Origin of the sequence: Nostoc sp. C117 (genome assembly GCF_043099735.1) — a bacterium.
GTDB lineage: Bacteria > Cyanobacteriota > Cyanobacteriia > Cyanobacteriales > Nostocaceae > Nostoc.
The window spans coordinates 5,223,529-5,239,769 of the sequence record NZ_CP170991.1 but is presented as its reverse complement, the minus strand read 5'-3'; the positions used below and the strand labels follow the sequence as shown (position 1 = coordinate 5,239,769).

12 protein-coding genes and 1 pseudogene are annotated in these 16,241 nt (G+C 44.2%); 6 read left to right on the top strand and 7 right to left on the bottom strand.

Features of this window, described 5'->3' with window-relative positions; translation table 11 throughout:
- Positions 1 to 483: 483 nt before the first annotated feature.
- Together ACFG4S_RS22555 and ACFG4S_RS22550 are read right to left on the bottom strand one after the other, a co-directional pair.
- The gene (locus ACFG4S_RS22555; RefSeq protein ID WP_392531225.1) at positions 484 to 1,770 is read right to left on the bottom strand and encodes a CheR family methyltransferase; all 1,287 of its coding nucleotides are present in this window, start codon (positions 1,768 to 1,770) and stop codon (positions 484 to 486) included.
- A gap of 20 nt (positions 1,771 to 1,790) precedes the next feature.
- The gene (locus ACFG4S_RS22550) at positions 1,791 to 2,267 is read right to left on the bottom strand and encodes a chemotaxis protein CheW (RefSeq protein ID WP_392531224.1); all 477 of its coding nucleotides are present in this window, start codon (positions 2,265 to 2,267) and stop codon (positions 1,791 to 1,793) included.
- A 121-nt stretch (positions 2,268 to 2,388) separates the two neighbouring features.
- Here ACFG4S_RS22550 and ACFG4S_RS22545 point away from each other — a divergent pair.
- A pseudogene (locus ACFG4S_RS22545) lies at positions 2,389 to 3,191 on the top strand (Rpn family recombination-promoting nuclease/putative transposase).
- 228 nt (positions 3,192 to 3,419) lie between these two features.
- On the opposite strand, the gene asnS reads toward ACFG4S_RS22545, so the two are convergent.
- Both asnS and ACFG4S_RS22535 read right to left on the bottom strand, forming a co-directional pair.
- Complete coding sequence (gene asnS / locus ACFG4S_RS22540; protein ID WP_392531223.1) at positions 3,420 to 4,811, bottom strand: asparagine--tRNA ligase; 1,392 nt, start codon at positions 4,809 to 4,811, stop codon at positions 3,420 to 3,422.
- Positions 4,812 to 4,813: 2 nt separating this feature from the next.
- The gene (locus tag ACFG4S_RS22535; RefSeq protein ID WP_392531222.1) at positions 4,814 to 5,176 is read right to left on the bottom strand and encodes a hypothetical protein; all 363 of its coding nucleotides are present in this window, start codon (positions 5,174 to 5,176) and stop codon (positions 4,814 to 4,816) included.
- Positions 5,177 to 5,293: 117 nt separating this feature from the next.
- Here ACFG4S_RS22535 and ACFG4S_RS22530 point away from each other — a divergent pair, with 117 nt between their 5' ends.
- Positions 5,294 to 5,575 carry a DUF6439 family protein gene (locus tag ACFG4S_RS22530; RefSeq protein ID WP_392531221.1) on the top strand — a complete coding sequence of 94 codons (282 nt, stop codon included), beginning with the start codon at positions 5,294 to 5,296 and terminating at the stop codon, positions 5,573 to 5,575.
- Positions 5,576 to 5,645: 70 nt separating this feature from the next.
- Here ACFG4S_RS22530 and ACFG4S_RS22525 read toward each other — a convergent pair whose 3' ends face one another.
- Together ACFG4S_RS22525 and rlmD are read right to left on the bottom strand one after the other, a co-directional pair.
- Positions 5,646 to 6,095, bottom strand: coding sequence for an ATP-binding protein (locus ACFG4S_RS22525; RefSeq protein ID WP_392531220.1), 450 nt, complete (start codon positions 6,093 to 6,095; stop codon positions 5,646 to 5,648).
- 380 nt (positions 6,096 to 6,475) lie between these two features.
- Entirely contained in the window at positions 6,476 to 7,891 is a 1,416-nt protein-coding gene (gene rlmD, locus ACFG4S_RS22520) for a 23S rRNA (uracil(1939)-C(5))-methyltransferase RlmD (RefSeq protein ID WP_392531219.1), read from the bottom strand.
- 176 nt (positions 7,892 to 8,067) lie between these two features.
- On the opposite strand from rlmD, the gene ACFG4S_RS22515 reads away from it, so the two are divergent.
- Together ACFG4S_RS22515 and ACFG4S_RS22510 are read left to right on the top strand one after the other, a co-directional pair.
- A complete protein-coding gene (locus tag ACFG4S_RS22515) occupies positions 8,068 to 8,553 on the top strand; it encodes an allophycocyanin (RefSeq protein ID WP_392531218.1) in 486 nt (161 codons plus the stop codon).
- Between the two features lie 123 nt (positions 8,554 to 8,676).
- Entirely contained in the window at positions 8,677 to 8,898 is a 222-nt protein-coding gene (locus ACFG4S_RS22510) for a hypothetical protein (RefSeq protein WP_392531217.1), read from the top strand.
- 187 nt (positions 8,899 to 9,085) lie between these two features.
- On the opposite strand, the gene ACFG4S_RS22505 is transcribed toward ACFG4S_RS22510, so the two are convergent.
- The gene (locus tag ACFG4S_RS22505; protein ID WP_392531216.1) at positions 9,086 to 11,488 is read right to left on the bottom strand and encodes a beta strand repeat-containing protein; all 2,403 of its coding nucleotides are present in this window, start codon (positions 11,486 to 11,488) and stop codon (positions 9,086 to 9,088) included.
- 528 nt (positions 11,489 to 12,016) lie between these two features.
- Between ACFG4S_RS22505 and purL the strand changes: the two genes are divergently transcribed.
- Both purL and purF read left to right on the top strand, forming a co-directional pair.
- On the top strand, positions 12,017 to 14,455 hold the full coding sequence (gene purL, locus ACFG4S_RS22500; protein ID WP_392531215.1) for a phosphoribosylformylglycinamidine synthase subunit PurL: 2,439 nt from the start codon (positions 12,017 to 12,019) through the stop codon (positions 14,453 to 14,455).
- 215 nt (positions 14,456 to 14,670) lie between these two features.
- Complete coding sequence (purF, locus tag ACFG4S_RS22495; protein ID WP_392531214.1) at positions 14,671 to 16,176, top strand: amidophosphoribosyltransferase; 1,506 nt, start codon at positions 14,671 to 14,673, stop codon at positions 16,174 to 16,176.
- The last annotated feature ends 65 nt before the right edge of the window (positions 16,177 to 16,241 follow it).

Genomic DNA, 16,241 nt, shown 5'->3' with positions numbered 1-16,241 from the left:
TTTTTTGCAAAAGTAAATTTTGCCAGAGGCAGATGAAGGTTATATGGCAATACAGTTGAGATAAGTCCAAAACACTTGTAGAGACGGCGATTTATCGCGTCTCTAAAACCCAAAATTGTTGCCAGTAACCCTTAACTGAACCGGATTGGGTTATATGGGTAGGCTCATATAGATATATGCCTTTATGACTGATTCATTTGTTGTAAAGATTTTTGAACATGATGTTAAAATTCTTTTGAAACACTTGCAATTCCTAGAGTTCCCAAATGATGAATGAGACTAACAGTTTGCATATTCAATTTTGAAACAAATTAATTATGAAGCACTATCCTGATTTCACTTCTTCTTTAACGTGAGTTCGACAGATTTCTAAGAACCCCACTTCCATTCCTCTCCCCGACGCTCTTAGAGGCTTAAAAAGCCTATTCTTTCGTATCAAAGTTAGGATTTTTTGCCCCTTCCCTTGTAGGGAAGGGGTTGGGGTTAGGTTCCATCGAACTCACGTTTCTTTAATCGGTGAATTCGTTGCCAAAGGATATTTGCGCTATCAGTATTTCCTTGATGTTCTCTGAGTAATGCCAAATGAATAAGTGCTTCTTCGTGAGTAGGTTGCAGGTAGATTGCTTTTTGAAAAGATTGTTCCGCTTGCTCATTTTGTGCCATTGCTTGCTGTACCTGACCAAGTAGAAGATACGCTTCAATACTGACTTGATTTTGGTTCAGATAGTCGTTGCATAATTTAGCCGCCTCATTCAACTGACCTTGATTGGCAAAGTTTCTGGCTGTTTCTAACAAATTTTCCTTCAGGTCTTTTGGTAATATGGGGTCTTGAGGAGGAAGATTCAATCTCCCTTGTGCGGCAAACTTGGAATGGTTTTTGTTCGGTAACTGTCGCTTGTTGATAACATCTATATTTTTGCTTGTAAAGTCTTGTTTCTGGGGATTTGGATGATGATTTTTGCGAACATTTTCGCACGTTGGGCACTTTCGATGAGCAACTATTGAATCTTGACGAACTGAAACAAATTCAGTTTTAAATAGTAACCAAGCTTCAGCATGTCCAACAAATAGCAAACCTTGCGGGTTTACCAACCTTTCTAGAATTCTAATAGTATGTACCTTGGTGGCACTATCAAAGTAAATCAGCAGATTACGGCAAAAGACAATATCATAGGACGGCGTACCTAGCAGAAAATCATTGTCTACTAAGTTACCGTGCAGAAAATTCACCATACATTTTACCTTTTCGCATAGTTGATATCCTGCCTCACTTGGCTGAAAATAGCCTTCTTGAAAGGATCGGCTATTGCTACGAAATGAATATTGATGGTAGATTGCTCGTTGCGCTTTTACCAGGCACTTGTTGCTAATATCAACAGCATCAATGTGAATGTTTGCAGGGTTCAATCCTGCTTCCAAAAGAGCGATCGCAATGGAATATGGTTCTTCACCGGTTGCACACGGTACACTCAAAACCCGTAATATACCCTGTGGATTTCTTGGCAACCACTCAGATAATACGTAATGCTTCAGAAATGCGAAGGAATCTGGTTCTCGAAAAAACCAAGTTTCTGGAACAATTACGCTGTCAATCAGTGCTTCCCATTCTTGGCTAGATGCCTGTAACTTTCCCAAGTAGTTAGCAATATCCGTTATACCGCAATCTGCCATGCGTTGATAAATCACACTTGCGATCGCATCAGCACCAATTGAATTTGCATCTAAACCAATCTTGCTTTTTAGTAAAGCTTCAATAACAGATTGTGCCATTATTCAGTCTTCAGACCAATCTAAAATCTAGTATTGTGATGACTTTCTGGCAAGAGATTGATTTGCTGTGCTTCTGACAATAAGTACTCAATGCGAAGACACTGAATCATCCCTCGATCGTCTACAATCATCTTGCCCAAATATGGCGCTGTATCTATCTGGATATTGGAATCAGCAAATTTAGACTCAGATTTATGTAACGTTTCTACAACTTGTTCTGTCATCAAACCCAAAATATAGGGAGCCTTAAGTTCTGTATTATTACTTCCCCAATAGTTGACTAGTATAATCCTAGTACTCAGGTACTCACTGGAGGGTTTACCACGCATCAACTGACATAAATCGATTACTGGTATAATGCGTCCCCGATAATTAAAAACACCAGTGATATACTCAGGCTGGTGGGGCAAAGTTTTGAGCATAACAAGTGGTATTACTTCTACAACCTGTCGGCTTTCTATGGCATATCGCTCATTCCCAATATTGAGAAGTAGCATTAACACTAATTTACATCTCCAGTGCTAGTTTTGGTATTCCTTGTAGGCTATGCAAGGAAACCCAACACTAACAAATTTAATTTTTATCAGCAATACATGATACCCATTTTTTCAAGCTGCCATGTATGACAACATCTGTAAATTCATTGCCGAAAACTTCAAAGATGACTTGGCAACTTGGTTGCTAGGTTCACCGATTAAATTAACAGAACTTAGCCCGACTGAATTATCAAGCGAACTAATTCGCGCCGATTCATTAATCTTATTGCAATCTGATGATTTAGTTCTACATACCGAATTTCAAACCGACCCTGATGAAGATATTCCCTTTCGGATGTTAGATTATCGGGTTAGGGTTTATCGCCGCTTTCCTAACAAAGAAATGCGTCAAATAGTAATCTATTTGAGAAAGACAAGTTCAGAATTAGTAAGGGAAAACAGTTTTAGATTAAACAACACTTACCATCAGTTTGAGGTAATACGCCTGTGGGAACAGCCGACAGAAAGGTTTTTGAGTATTCCAGGATTATTACCCTTTGCCGTGCTAAGTCAGACAAACTATCCATAGTATTAACCCAAGTAGCCAAAGCAGTTGAAGCAATTAGCGTAGGCGTAGCCCGCCGCAGGCATCGCCAGCTACAAAGAAATATAGCTGCTGCCAGTGGCATTCTAGCAGGTCTGGTATTAAAGAAGGATGTAATTAAGAAGATTTTCAGGAGTGAGATTATGCGCGAATCAGTCATTTATCAAGAAATCCTAGAAGAAGGCGAAGCCAAAGGTGAAGCCAAAGGCAAAGCAGAAACAACAAGAAAATTGGCTTTAAATTTGTTGCGAATTGGTATGAGTTTAGAACAAATTGCTCAAGTTACTGAATTATCTATTGAGCAAGTTCAAGTTTTACAACAGGAGATTCAAAATTCTTAATTTTAATTAATCGCTTTAGAAAATACGTGCCTATACAAGCAAAACCCGCGAATGCAGGTTTTGGAGTTTTTATGAGTCAGCACAGACGCAATACGGTTCGGTTAGGGCTTTTTGATTAAAATTCTAAATCACAAAGACGCGATAAATCGGCGTCTCTACAATAATCAATCCTTCGTCAAGACAAAAGATTTATCGCGTCTCTTGGCTTAATCGAACCGTATTATCAAACTAAAACTCAGCACTTTGTGGTGTACGGGGAAAGGGAATCACATCACGAATATTTCCCATACCAGTCATAAATTGCACGAGTCGTTCAAAACCCAACCCAAAACCAGCATGTGGAACAGTACCATAACGACGCAAATCCAGATACCACCACAAGTCTTCTGGGTTTAATCCTTGCGCTAATACACGGCGTTCTAATACTTCCAAGCGCTCTTCGCGCTGGGAACCGCCGACAATTTCGCCTATTTTGGGTGCGAGAATGTCCATTGCCCTAACAGTTTTTTCATCGTCGTTCAAGCGCATATAAAAAGCTTTGATTTGCGCTGGATAATCTGTAACAATTACTGGCTTTTTAAACTGTTGTTCAGCTAGGTAGCGTTCGTGTTCCGATTGTAAATCTAAACCCCAACTCACAGGATATTCAAATTTAACATCAGCTTTTTCTAAAAGTTTGATGGCTTCTGTATAAGTTAACCGTTCAAACTGATTGTTAACAATATTTTCGGCTGTTGACAACACAGATTTATCAATGCGTTCATTGAAAAATTCCATATCTTCTGGGCAAGTTTCCAACACATATTTAAAAATGTGTTTGAGAAACGCTTCAGCCAAATCCATATCGCCTTCTAAGTCACAAAAAGCCATTTCTGGCTCAACCATCCAAAATTCTGCTAGGTGGCGAGAAGTATTAGAATTTTCTGCACGGAAGGTAGGGCCGAATGTGTAGACGTTAGAAAACGCCATCGCCATCACTTCCGCTTCCAACTGGCCGCTAACTGTTAAATATGTGGGTTTAGCAAAAAAGTCTTGGCTGTAATCTACTGCTTGGTTTTCTGTGCGGGGAATATTCTTTAAATCTAAACTGGTAACGCTAAACAGTTCACCTGCGCCTTCGCAATCGCTAGCAGTGATGATGGGTGTGTGTACCCACAAAAAGCCTCTTTCGTGGAAAAATTGGTGAATTGCTGTCGAACAAGCATTTCTGACGCGGAAAACTGCACCAAAGGAATTGGTACGCGATCGCAAATGTCCAATGGTTCGCAGAAACTCAAAGGAATGACGTTTCTTTTGCAGCGGATATGTATCGGGATCAGCTTCTCCGTGGACTTTCACTGATTCTGATTTCAACTCAATGCGCTGTCCCTTACCCAGAGAAGCTACCAGTACTCCTGTGACTTCTAAAGCCGCACCTGTATTCAATTTTTTTAATATAGCTTCATAATCTGGCAAATCCTGATTAATGACGACTTGCAAATTAGCTAGTGATGAGCCGTCATTGACTTCAATAAAAGCAAACCCTTTGGATTCACGCTTCGTCCGCACCCAGCCTTGCACTAGGAGAGACTCATCAGGTTGACCACTTCGCAATATTTCTGCAATCCGTCGATTTACCATATTTACCCAGCATAAGACTTTAATATCCAGCCTATGATAACGCCCATTCCACCAAAGCGGACGACTTGCCAGAAAGGTTTTTTGAGGCTACGCCAAGAAAATAACTGACTTTCTAAGTTTAGTTCTAGCATTTCCAACTGTCGTTGAATTTGCCGCAACTCTGCTTTGATTTCTGGTGTCTGAGATTTATTATGCTTTAGTTGATCGCGGCGCTGTTGCCATTGTGCCTGTTGTTGGCGATCCCGTTGCACTTGATCGTAACGTTCTTTTAAGGATAAGAGCGATCGCTCTACTTCCTCTAATTCTTGTTCAAAATCTGGTTCCGGATTTTCTCCTGGCGGTTGTGATTGATTAGGCGACTTCATTTACAAGTAGTAAACTAAGATTGAATGTGAACCAATTGTCATAAGTCATTAGTCATTGGTAATTTCTCAAAGGACGAAGGACAGAGGACAAAGGACAAAAGACAAAGGACTTGATTTATGTCTCAATTTACCCAGCTGCCCCAAACTAGTCAACTCAATGACCTTAGCACTTTGGAAATAGCTCAAGTCCTCATGGAAAGGCTGAGCATCTCTCCTGACGAATGGCATCGCCTCAAGTCTAACCGCAATTCCCGCGCTAATGAACAACTAGCAGCAGCAATTGTATATCTTTTAAAAAATCAGCCAGAAGAAGCTCAAGTTAGATTACAACAAGCAGTTGGTTGGTTAGATCGCTCTATTTCTGCGCCTCCCTGTCCAAGTCATGGTGACAAGAAATGAAGAGGACGCGGGGAGTTTCCTGAATATATTCTCCGCGTCTCCCATTCTTTAGCCTCAGCGTGTCTTCTTGTCAACGTCGCAGAGATAGTCCCCAGCGAGTTTGCATTTGTTTACATAGTCTCAATTCTGTGCCTTTGCGGTTCCACTGTACCTGATCGAAAATTTGATGGAGAAGGCATAGACCACGGCCACTTTCTGCTTCATCTGGTGGTAAATAGTCTGTTGGTTCTTCATCACTCAGAGATGAGGGAGTAAAGCCACTACCCTGGTCTGAGATGATCCACCAATATTGATTATCTATTAAGGAAAAACGGACTACAACTCTTTTACTCGGATCGAGATTATTGCCATGTTTGGCTGCGTTTACTAGGGCTTCTTGAAGTCCTAAACGCAGTTCCGATTGTAATTTTGCTGGAATTTCTGCCAGCAATAAATCTAGTATTGGACAAAGATAGAGAGTTGAGGCAAAACTAATAGTGCCCCAATAACGTCCAACTGGACGGAGGGAGATAGTAATCACAAGAGAAACCCCATAGCTTTCAGTTAGCTAGACATCAGTTTGGTGTCACAGGCACCCTGATAAAAATTGAGGTGGTCATGCTGCCTTCAAACTTGCGTCTTTAAAACTAAATATTGAAAATGCTGGGGAGCATTGGTTCTATAAATGAGTTGGGATTGCTCGGATATATAAATGCCAAAATAAACTTGATAATGTTTAGCAACTTTAGAAAGATGCTATGAGTTTTATGGAGTATTGCCATACTCTAAATCGATTGGCGATTTGCAGTTTACACAATCCCATTCATGCTTTTAAGAGCCGATACAACTTGAATTTCTTTAAAAAAAATGAATTTCTATTTTTAGCTTAATTCGATTTTAGCATTGTTAGTATGCACTAGACTACAAATTTGAAATTTCACTTTTTTTAAAGGAGTCAGCATCTTTATCCAAATGTGATAGCACAAGAAAGGCAGCAGCTTCCACATGAGCAGTTTGGGGAAAAAAATCAGCCGGTTGTACCCGTGTGATATTATATTGCCCATCTTCGCAGAGTAATTTCAGGTCGCGGGCAAGGGTGGCTACTTTACAGCTGACGTAAACAATCCGAGATGGTTTCAATTGCCGTAAAGTCTCTATGACAGCGCGATCGCACCCTTTACGTGGAGGATCGAGTATTACTACTTCTGGTATTGTGCCCATTTTGGGAAGCAATTTCTCTACTGCCCCCACTTGGAATGTCACATTATCAATTCCGTTGCGGTGGGCGTTCAAAATAGCTTGTTCCACGGCTGCTGGTTGCACTTCTAAACCTCTAGCAATACGTACTTGTTTAGCAAGGGGCAAAGTTAAAGTCCCAATACCACAGTAGGCATCAACTAGGAACTCATGCCCTTGAAGATTGAGTTCTGATTGAATGACCTGCAATAGTGCCTCTGCTGTTTCTGTATACACTTGGAAAAATGTATCTGGGCGCACTTGAAATTCCAGTCCAGCAAATTTTTCACGCAGGTGGGGTACTCCAGCGATGCAACGGGTTTCCGATCCAAAGATAGCATTTGTGCGATCGCCATTGCGATTGAGGCATACTCCCACTAGCTGGGGATAGCGCTTTAACCATGCTGTGGCTTGGGTTTCAATTCCTGATAAATTCCAGTCCTTCACCACCAAAGTCAGCAGCATTTCGCCTGTGTGTCGGCCAATGCGTAAACCGAGATGACGAATTTTTCCAAGGTGGCGCTCTTCGTCGTAAATTTGCCAACCTTGCTGTTGAATATCCTGCTTAACTTCGGCAAGTAAAGGATTTAATCGCGCATCTTGGACTGGACATTGATTTAAGTTAATTAATTGGTGACTACTTTTTTGATAGTAACCAGCTTGTACCTGTCCTGTTGCCGATGTGCCTAGAGGATATGTAGATTTATTACGGTAGCCGAAAGCAGAAGGGGCGGCAAGTACGGGATCTACTGGTGGCTGAATAAAACCGCCAATGCGTTCCATTGCTTGGATAACTTGATTTTGCTTGGCTGCTAGTTGGTAATCATAACTAATATGCTGCCACTGGCAACCACCACACTTATCCGCCACAATACAGCCAGGGCGAATACGATAGAGGGATGGTTGCAATAGCTGCTGGAGCTTAGCGTGGGCGTATTTGGGTTTAACGTGTATTAAGCGGACAATGGCACGATCGCCTGGTACAGTATCAGGGACAAACACTACACGTTCATTACTGCGTCCCACACCATCGCCTGTATCAGTCAGATCGGCGATCGTCACTTCAATTAATTCACCTTGTTGCCAAATTATTTTTGTCATTTGTCATTTGTCATTTGTCATTTTCTCCCTGCCCCTCTACCCCTTTGTCCCTCTGCCCCTGCGCCTCTCCTCTACCCAAACGTGTAAATTCAATACATAAGTAGCTCCGATCCCTTCACTTGTGTACCTCCAACTCGCTAAACTAGCAAATAATATTTCAGGTGATTTCAATCATCATGACTGTAATTAGCCAAGTTATTCTCAAAGCCGACGACGAACTGCGTTATCCCAGCAGTGGCGAACTGAAAAATATCAAAGACTTTTTGCAAACCGGTGTACAACGGACACGGATTGCTGCTACTTTAGCTGAAAACGAAAAAAAGATAGTTCAGGAAGCAACCAAGCAACTTTGGCAAAAGCGTCCTGACTTTATCTCCCCTGGTGGTAATGCTTACGGGGAACGCCAACGGTCTCTATGTATCCGTGATTTTGGCTGGTACTTACGCCTAATTACTTATGGTGTACTTGCTGGCGACAAAGAGCCAATTGAAAAAATTGGTTTGATTGGTGTTCGGGAAATGTACAATTCATTGGGCGTTCCCGTCCCTGGAATGGTAGAAGCAATCAATTCACTCAAAACAGCATCCCTTGCATTATTGAGCGCCGAAGATGCTCCTGAAGCTGCACCATACTTTGATTACATCATTCAAGCGATGTCTTAATACAAAGCATGTGGTAGTTCTGGGAGTATACTTCCAGTCTACTAAAATGAGTATGATACTTTACCACTCAACAGGCATAAGATCCCCAATTTGATCGTATCTTCCCCACATTTGGTAGTGGCTATGGCTAAATCTCTGTCAAGTTACCAACCAGTTGTGGGGAAATTTTATGGATATGGGCATTGGGTATTGGGTATTAGGTATTATACAAACAAAAAACCGACAGTCCTTATATTAAGGCTATCGGTAATTAGTGTGTTCCCTATTAATGACTCGGCTAGAGTTCAGTTATCCCTAATTATGCCTACATGGCGATCGCAGGGTGACGATCCTAATCATGTATAAGTGTGATTCTCGTCACTTGATTGTTACAGGTAAACTGCATATGCCCAAGTAATCACTGAATTACAGTAAATCTATGCAAGTTTGTGCCTAAGAGTATGTACGCTGGTAGATCATTTTTCAGATTTAGATCCAACAATACTCGTTAGTCAAGTAGCGGCAAAAACATGAGATTGACGAATTAACAAACTCATGCACAACTTGCCAAAGTACTGTAGCAGAAAGAGCTATCTGCAAAAATAAATTTCTCAAAGCCAGTGGTAGATAAGCTAATGGAGTTTCCATTGTTGTTGAAACTGATGTTGGCGGGGTTAAGAGTATTGCCAGAAGTAACACCAGATACGATGAGTTCAGAGCGATTAAAAGCTCTCAGATCGAGGGTGTCAAAACCGTCCCCGCCATCAACAGTTCCAGCGCCAAAGCCTTTGAAGTAGTCATTTCCTGTGCCGAGAGCAATATTGATGCCGCCACCAATAGTAACTTTCTGTTGAACTCCATCTAGGATACTGGTGGCGATAATTTCGTCATTGCCATTGCCAGTCTTGATGATTCCTTGTCCATAGATGCCGTATGCAGTGCCACCAATTGCTGCTGTAGCTTGTCCAGTAAGCTTATCAGAACCATTCCCAGTATCAATAACTCCATCGTTCAAGATGCCATAGGCGGTGGACTTTGTTCCAGAACTGTTCCCAGAGCCGGTAATCGTGTCCTTACCTAACCCTGTAGTGATGATGCCGTCTTTAGTGTTCTGGATGCCGATTCCAGCACCAGCGTCGCCGTCAGCGGAAGAACCGACGCTGCCGTTGCCGCCAGTGCCAGTGGCTGCGATCGTATCGTTTCCGTCCCCTGCATTCAGATTGCCGCTGTTAGCGATGCCTATGCCATCCCCGCCGTTACCGCCGTCGAGACCACTGCCGCCGTTGCCGCCAGTACCAGTGCCGATAATTGTGTCTTTTCCACGCCCTGTATTGAGAGCGCCACGGTTGTTAGCAATGCCAGTCCCAGTTCCGCCGTTGCCTCCGTCGGCGTTAGTGCCATTGCCTCCGTTGCCGCCAGTACCAGTGCCAGCGATCGCGTCTTCCCCGTCTCCGGTATCCAGTTCCCCGCTGTTGCTGATGCCGATCGCAGTTCCGCCAACGCCGCCGATGCCCCCAGTATCATTAATGTCGTCGTTATTGTTGTTACCGCCGTTGCCGCCAGTACTAGTGCCAGCGATCGCGTCTTCTCCGTCTCCAGTATTTAGTTCACCACTATTGCTGATGCCAATCCCAGTTCCACCAATGCCGCCGGGACTGGGTACGAAGTCAGTATTGCCGCCGACGCCGCCGATACCAGTGCCGTTGATGGTGTCTTTTCCTTCACCTGTATCCAGACTGCCACTGTTAACAATACCGGTTCCAGCACCGCCGAGGCTGCCGTCGAAAACGCCGGTGCCGCCAACGCCGCCAGTACCATTGCCGATGAGCGTGTCCTGCCCATTCCCTGCATTCAGACTGCCATTGTTAACAATACCGATTCCAGTACCACCCTCGCCGGGGCCACCGGAGCCGAAATCGCCATTGCCGCCACTGCCAGTGCCGATAATTGTGTCTTTTCCATCCCTAGTGTACAGTTCGCTACTGTTAGCAATGCCGGTTCCAGCACCGCCGTTGCCGCCGCCGAGGCCGCCGTCGCCGCCGCCGCCGTTGCCACCACTACCAGTACCAGCGATCGTATCTTTTCCGTCTCCTGTATTTAGAGTGCCACTGTTAGCAATACCAGTCCCAGCACCGCCGTTGCCACCGAAGACGCCATCGCCGCCGATGCGACCGATACCGATGCCTGTAATACTATCTTCTCCGTCTCCAGCATCCAGTTCGCCACTGTTGCTGATACCTGCCCCAAATCCGCCCTCACCGCCCTGGTTGCCGCTTAAAGGAAAAGGTATGCCGCCAGTACCTTTACCGACGATCGTATCGTTTCCGTCCCCTGTATTTAGAGTGCCACTGTTGCTGATGCCGGTTCCAGCACCACCTATGCTACCGGTGGCGAAGTAGATAGGGTTTTTGCCGCCGTTGCCACCAGTGCCAGTGCCAGCGATCGTGTCATTTCCGTTCCCTGTATTTAGAGTGCCACTGTTGCTGATGCCGATTCCAGATCCACCGTCGCCCCCGCCGCCGGTGATAAAGTTGCCATTGCCACCGTTGCCACCAGTGCCAGTGCCAGCGATCGTGTCATTTCCGTTCCCTGCATTAATATTTCTACCGTTGCTGATACCTGTCCCAGTTCCGCCGTTGCCACCGTCAGTAAAATTGCTGTTACTGCCAGTGCCACCAGTACCGTTGGCGGCGATCGTGTCATTTCCGTTCCCAGTATTCAGATTGCCACTGTTGCTGATACCGATCCCAACTTTGCCTTCGTCAGGAATATTGCTGCTGAGACCGTTGCCGCCAGTACCAGTGCCCTCAATGGTGTCATTACCCGATCGCGTACAAATGAAACCGCCAGTTAAAATATCGATACCTATTGCTGGAGATGCATTTAATTGTTCCCCGATTAAACTGTCGGAACCAGGAGTGCCGATGAAATTGGGTGGAAAGGTAAGTCTAGGCACGATTAAAATCCTCTCAATTAGGTTAGTAAGGTCGATTTACTCATTTGGATGAGTAGTCTTTCAAAAAATTCCCGGAATTGTAGCTCCAATAGCCATTCGGTGATTGAATATGCTGTTGTAGAAGTCGATTAAGCAGAATGAAATTCCAACGAATTAATCGGATTCCAGGGTTTTAAACCGACGTTTAGCAGATGCGTAGGCGTAGCCCGCCGCAGGCATCGCATTCTATGAATTTTTTCTGCCTTCAACTAATGGCTTGTATGACAGGCTGATAGCCATTTACATAGTCTGGAAATCACCTATGCACTTTACAAGTAAAGAAAATTTTATTACTTTATTACTATCAGTACAATTACCAGTATTTTAAGATTTAATACAATCTATCTTTGGATGTATTACAAATATTTTTTAAGTAAATTTATTTATTCAGTTCATCTTTAGCATTTAGCGATGAACCATTTTAGAACTGCACCTACAGGGCAAGTAAATCGATAGAATAATGCTCTGTACAATTGCTGCATTATTTCCATGACCGCCACATCTCCTACTCCCTTTTCCCCCCAAGAAATTGCTGCTGAAGGTATAAAGCCAGAAGAATACGCAGAAATTGTCCGTCGCTTAGGGCGTCATCCCAACAAAGCTGAACTGGGTATGTTTGGGGTAATGTGGTCAGAGCATTGCTGTTACAAAAATTCTCGACCTTTGCTCAAACAGTTTCCTACGGAAGGGACACGCATCCTCGTAGGACCTGGTGAAAATGCTGGTGTTGTAGATTTGGGTGAGGGACTGCAACTAGCCTTTAAGATTGAATCCCATAACCACCCCTCAGCAGTTGAACCGTTTCAGGGAGCGGCAACGGGAGTAGGAGGTATTCTCAGGGATATTTTTACAATGGGTGCGCGTCCCATTGCACTCTTAAACTCGTTGCGCTTTGGTTCCCTAGAAGATGCCAAAACTCAAAGGCTGTTCCAAGGCGTAGTCGCCGGAATTTCCCATTATGGCAACTGCGTTGGGGTACCTACAGTTGGTGGCGAAGTTTACTTTGATTCTGCTTACTCTGGTAATCCCCTAGTGAATGTGATGGCGCTGGGGTTGATGGAAACGCCAGAAATTGTTAAATCTGGAGCATCTGGTTTAGGTAACCCTGTGTTGTATGTTGGTTCTACCACCGGGCGCGATGGTATGGGAGGTGCAAGTTTTGCTAGTGCAGAATTGAGCGATAAGTCAATGGACGATCGCCCTGCTGTCCAAGTAGGCGATCCATTTTTGGAAAAGTCGTTAATTGAAGCTTGTTTGGAGGCTTTTAAAACAGGTGCTGTTGTCGCCGCACAGGATATGGGAGCAGCCGGAATCACCTGTTCTACCTCAGAGATGGCGGCAAAAGGTGCTGTAGGAATTGAACTGGATTTAGATAAAATTCCCGTGCGGGAGCTAGAGATGGTTCCTTATGAATACTTGCTTTCAGAATCTCAAGAACGAATGCTGTTTGTTGCCCACAAGGGTCGCGAACAGGAGTTAATCGACATTTTCCATCGCTGGGGACTTCAAGCCGTTGTCGCCGGTACAGTGATTGCTGAACCTATTGTGCGGATTTTCTTTGAGGGTAAGGTAGCAGCAGAAATTCCTGCTGAGGCTTTGGCTGAGAATACGCCGCTTTATCATCGGGAGTTATTGGCGGAACCACCAGAATATGCCCGTCAAGCTTGGGAATGGACTGCTGACTCCTTGCCTAATTGCACAACTGCTGGAATAGAACTTCAAGGAAGCGTACAAAGTTGGAATAATATTCTCTTAACTTTGCTCGATACGCCAACGATCGCTTCTAAAAACTGGGTATATCGTCAGTACGACCATCAAGTACAAAACAATACAGTGATTTTACCAGGTGGTGCAGATGCCGCCGTTATCCGTTTGCGTCCACTGGAAGGGGACAAGGGGACAAGGGGACAAGGGGGACAAGGGGGACAAGGAGGACAAGGGGGACAAGGGGGACAAGGGGGACAAGGAGACAAGGAAATTCCCAATGCCAAAAGTGCTGTTGCGGCTACAGTTGATTGCAATTCTCGTTACGTTTATCTCGATCCCTATGAGGGAGCTAAGGCAGTAGTGGCAGAAGCGGCACGCAATCTTAGTTGTGTGGGTGCAGAACCTCTAGCGGTGACAGATAACCTAAATTTTGGCTCTCCAGAAAAACCTATTGGTTACTGGCAATTAGCCGAAGCTTGTCGCGGTTTAGCGGAAGGTTGTCGAGAACTGGCGACACCAGTTACAGGCGGAAACGTTTCTTTGTACAACGAAACCCTGGATTCCCAAGGTATTCCTCAACCAATCTATCCCACGCCTGTTGTCGGGATGGTAGGTTTGATTCCTGATTTAAGCAAAATTTGTGGTCAAGGTTGGCAAACAACAGGCGATGTGATTTATCTTCTCGGATTACCCTTAACATCCGAACTCAGTCTGGGTGCATCTGAATATTTAGCCACCATCCACAGTACTGTTGCCGGAAAACCGCCACGGGTAGATTTTGACTTGGAACGTCGGGTACAGAAAGTTTGCCGTGACGGAATTCGTAATGGTTGGGTGCGTTCAGCTCACGATTCTGCTGAGGGGGGAATAGCGATCGCAATAGCAGAATGTTGCATTGCTAGCAACCTTGGTGCCCAAATCAATTTAGAAATACCAATAACCCATTCACAACGCCTAGATGAGCTACTTTTTGCCGAAGGTGGTGCCAGAATTTTAGTTTCTATACCACCACAACAACAAGAAATTTGGGAATCTTACTTACTGGAACATCTTGGTCAATACTGGCAAAAACTGGGTATAGTCGGTAATTTCGAGACAGGTTTGGGTATTTTAACCACTGACAACCAAACCTTAATAAAAGTTAATATTGAAGAAATGAATGATCGCTATTCCCAGGCGATCGCCCGACGTCTCGCCATCCATACCAAGACTTCTGAATAATGAGCCTGTTAGCGGTAGCGGGGCGTCTAGCGTCTGCTAAATCCTGAGTATTTAGACTTCACTCAGAACCCAGCACTTATTGCTCAGAACTATTAACCTCTCTGAGCATAACTACGGTACTGTTTTAATGGATGGTTAAAGATTTATTAAGAGTTCTGTGACTATCTATCTGCATAATCCCAGTGACTCGACCCCCCACCAGGAGCAAAGCTAGCATGATTTCCATTGATTCTGTCACTTCGGATGAATACCCCAACCAGACAAACAACCCAATGAATAGTTATGAAAATCATCCCGACAAGCCAGAAGAAGCTTGCGGTGTTTTTGGCATCTACGCACCAGGAGAAAACGTTGCGAAACTAAGCTACTTTGGATTGTATGCCCTCCAGCATCGGGGTCAAGAATCAGCTGGTATTGCTACCTTTGAGGGTACAAAAGTCCACCTCCACAAAGATATGGGCTTAGTATCTCAAGTCTTTAATGAATCCATCTTAGAACAGTTACCAGGTAGCCTTGCTGTTGGTCACACTCGTTATTCCACTACAGGTTCTAGCCGTAAAGTTAACGCCCAACCCGCTGTCATTGAAACTCGGTTAGGTTCATTAGCTCTTGCACATAATGGTAATTTAGTCAATACAGTCCAATTACGGCAAGAGTTGCTGGAGAATAAATGCAACTTAGTCACAACAACAGACTCAGAAATGATTGCGTTTGCGATCGCAGAAGCAGTCAACGCTGGTGCAGATTGGCTAGAAGGTGCGATTCAGGCCTTTCATCGCTGTCAAGGAGCCTTTAGTTTAGTTATTGGCACTCCTAATGGCGTTATGGGTGTCCGCGACACCAATGGCATTCGCCCTCTGGTAATTGGGACTTTGGCTGGGAATCCAGTCCGTTACGTTTTGGCTTCAGAAACTTGTGGTTTAGACATTATTGGAGCCGAATACCTGCGGGACGTAGAACCAGGTGAATTGGTTTGGATTACTGAAGAAGGTATGGCTTCCTATCACTGGAGTCAACAACCCCAGCGGAAATTGTGTATCTTTGAAATGATTTACTTTGCCCGTCCTGATAGCGTTATGCACAACGAGAGTTTGTATAGCTATCGACTGCGGTTAGGGCGACAACTAGCTAAAGAATCTGCTGTAGATGCCGATATTGTTTTTGGTGTTCCTGATTCAGGTATACCTGCGGCCATTGGATTTTCTCAAGCTTCTGGTGTTGCCTACATGGAAGGGCTGATTAAAAATCGTTACGTCGGGCGAACCTTTATTCAACCAACTCAAACCATGCGTGAAGCCGGTCTTCGTATGAAACTTAACCCCCTCAAAGATGTACTGGTTGGAAAAAGAGTGATTATCGTAGACGACTCAATTGTGCGGGGTACTACCAGTCGGAAACTAGTTAAAACTTTGCGTGATGCAGGTGCAGTAGAAGTACATATGCGAATTTCTTCTCCACCAGTGACTCACCCTTGCTTCTATGGCATCGATACTGATTCTCAAGATCAGTTAATTGCAGCAACTAAATCAGTAGAAGAAATTGCTAAACAGTTGGAAGTAGATAGCCTGGCTTATCTCAGTTGGAAGGGAATGCTAGATGCGACACAAGAAGACACCAATAGTTTTTGTTCTGCTTGCTTCACTGGAGATTATCCCGTGGCGATTCCTGAACAGGTGAAGCGTTCTAAGTTGATCTTAGAAAAAGAAAAGGTAGTCGTGTAGGGAGTGGGGAGTGGGGAGTGGGGAGACAAGGGGACAAGGGAGACAAGGAGATAAACAAAACTCCT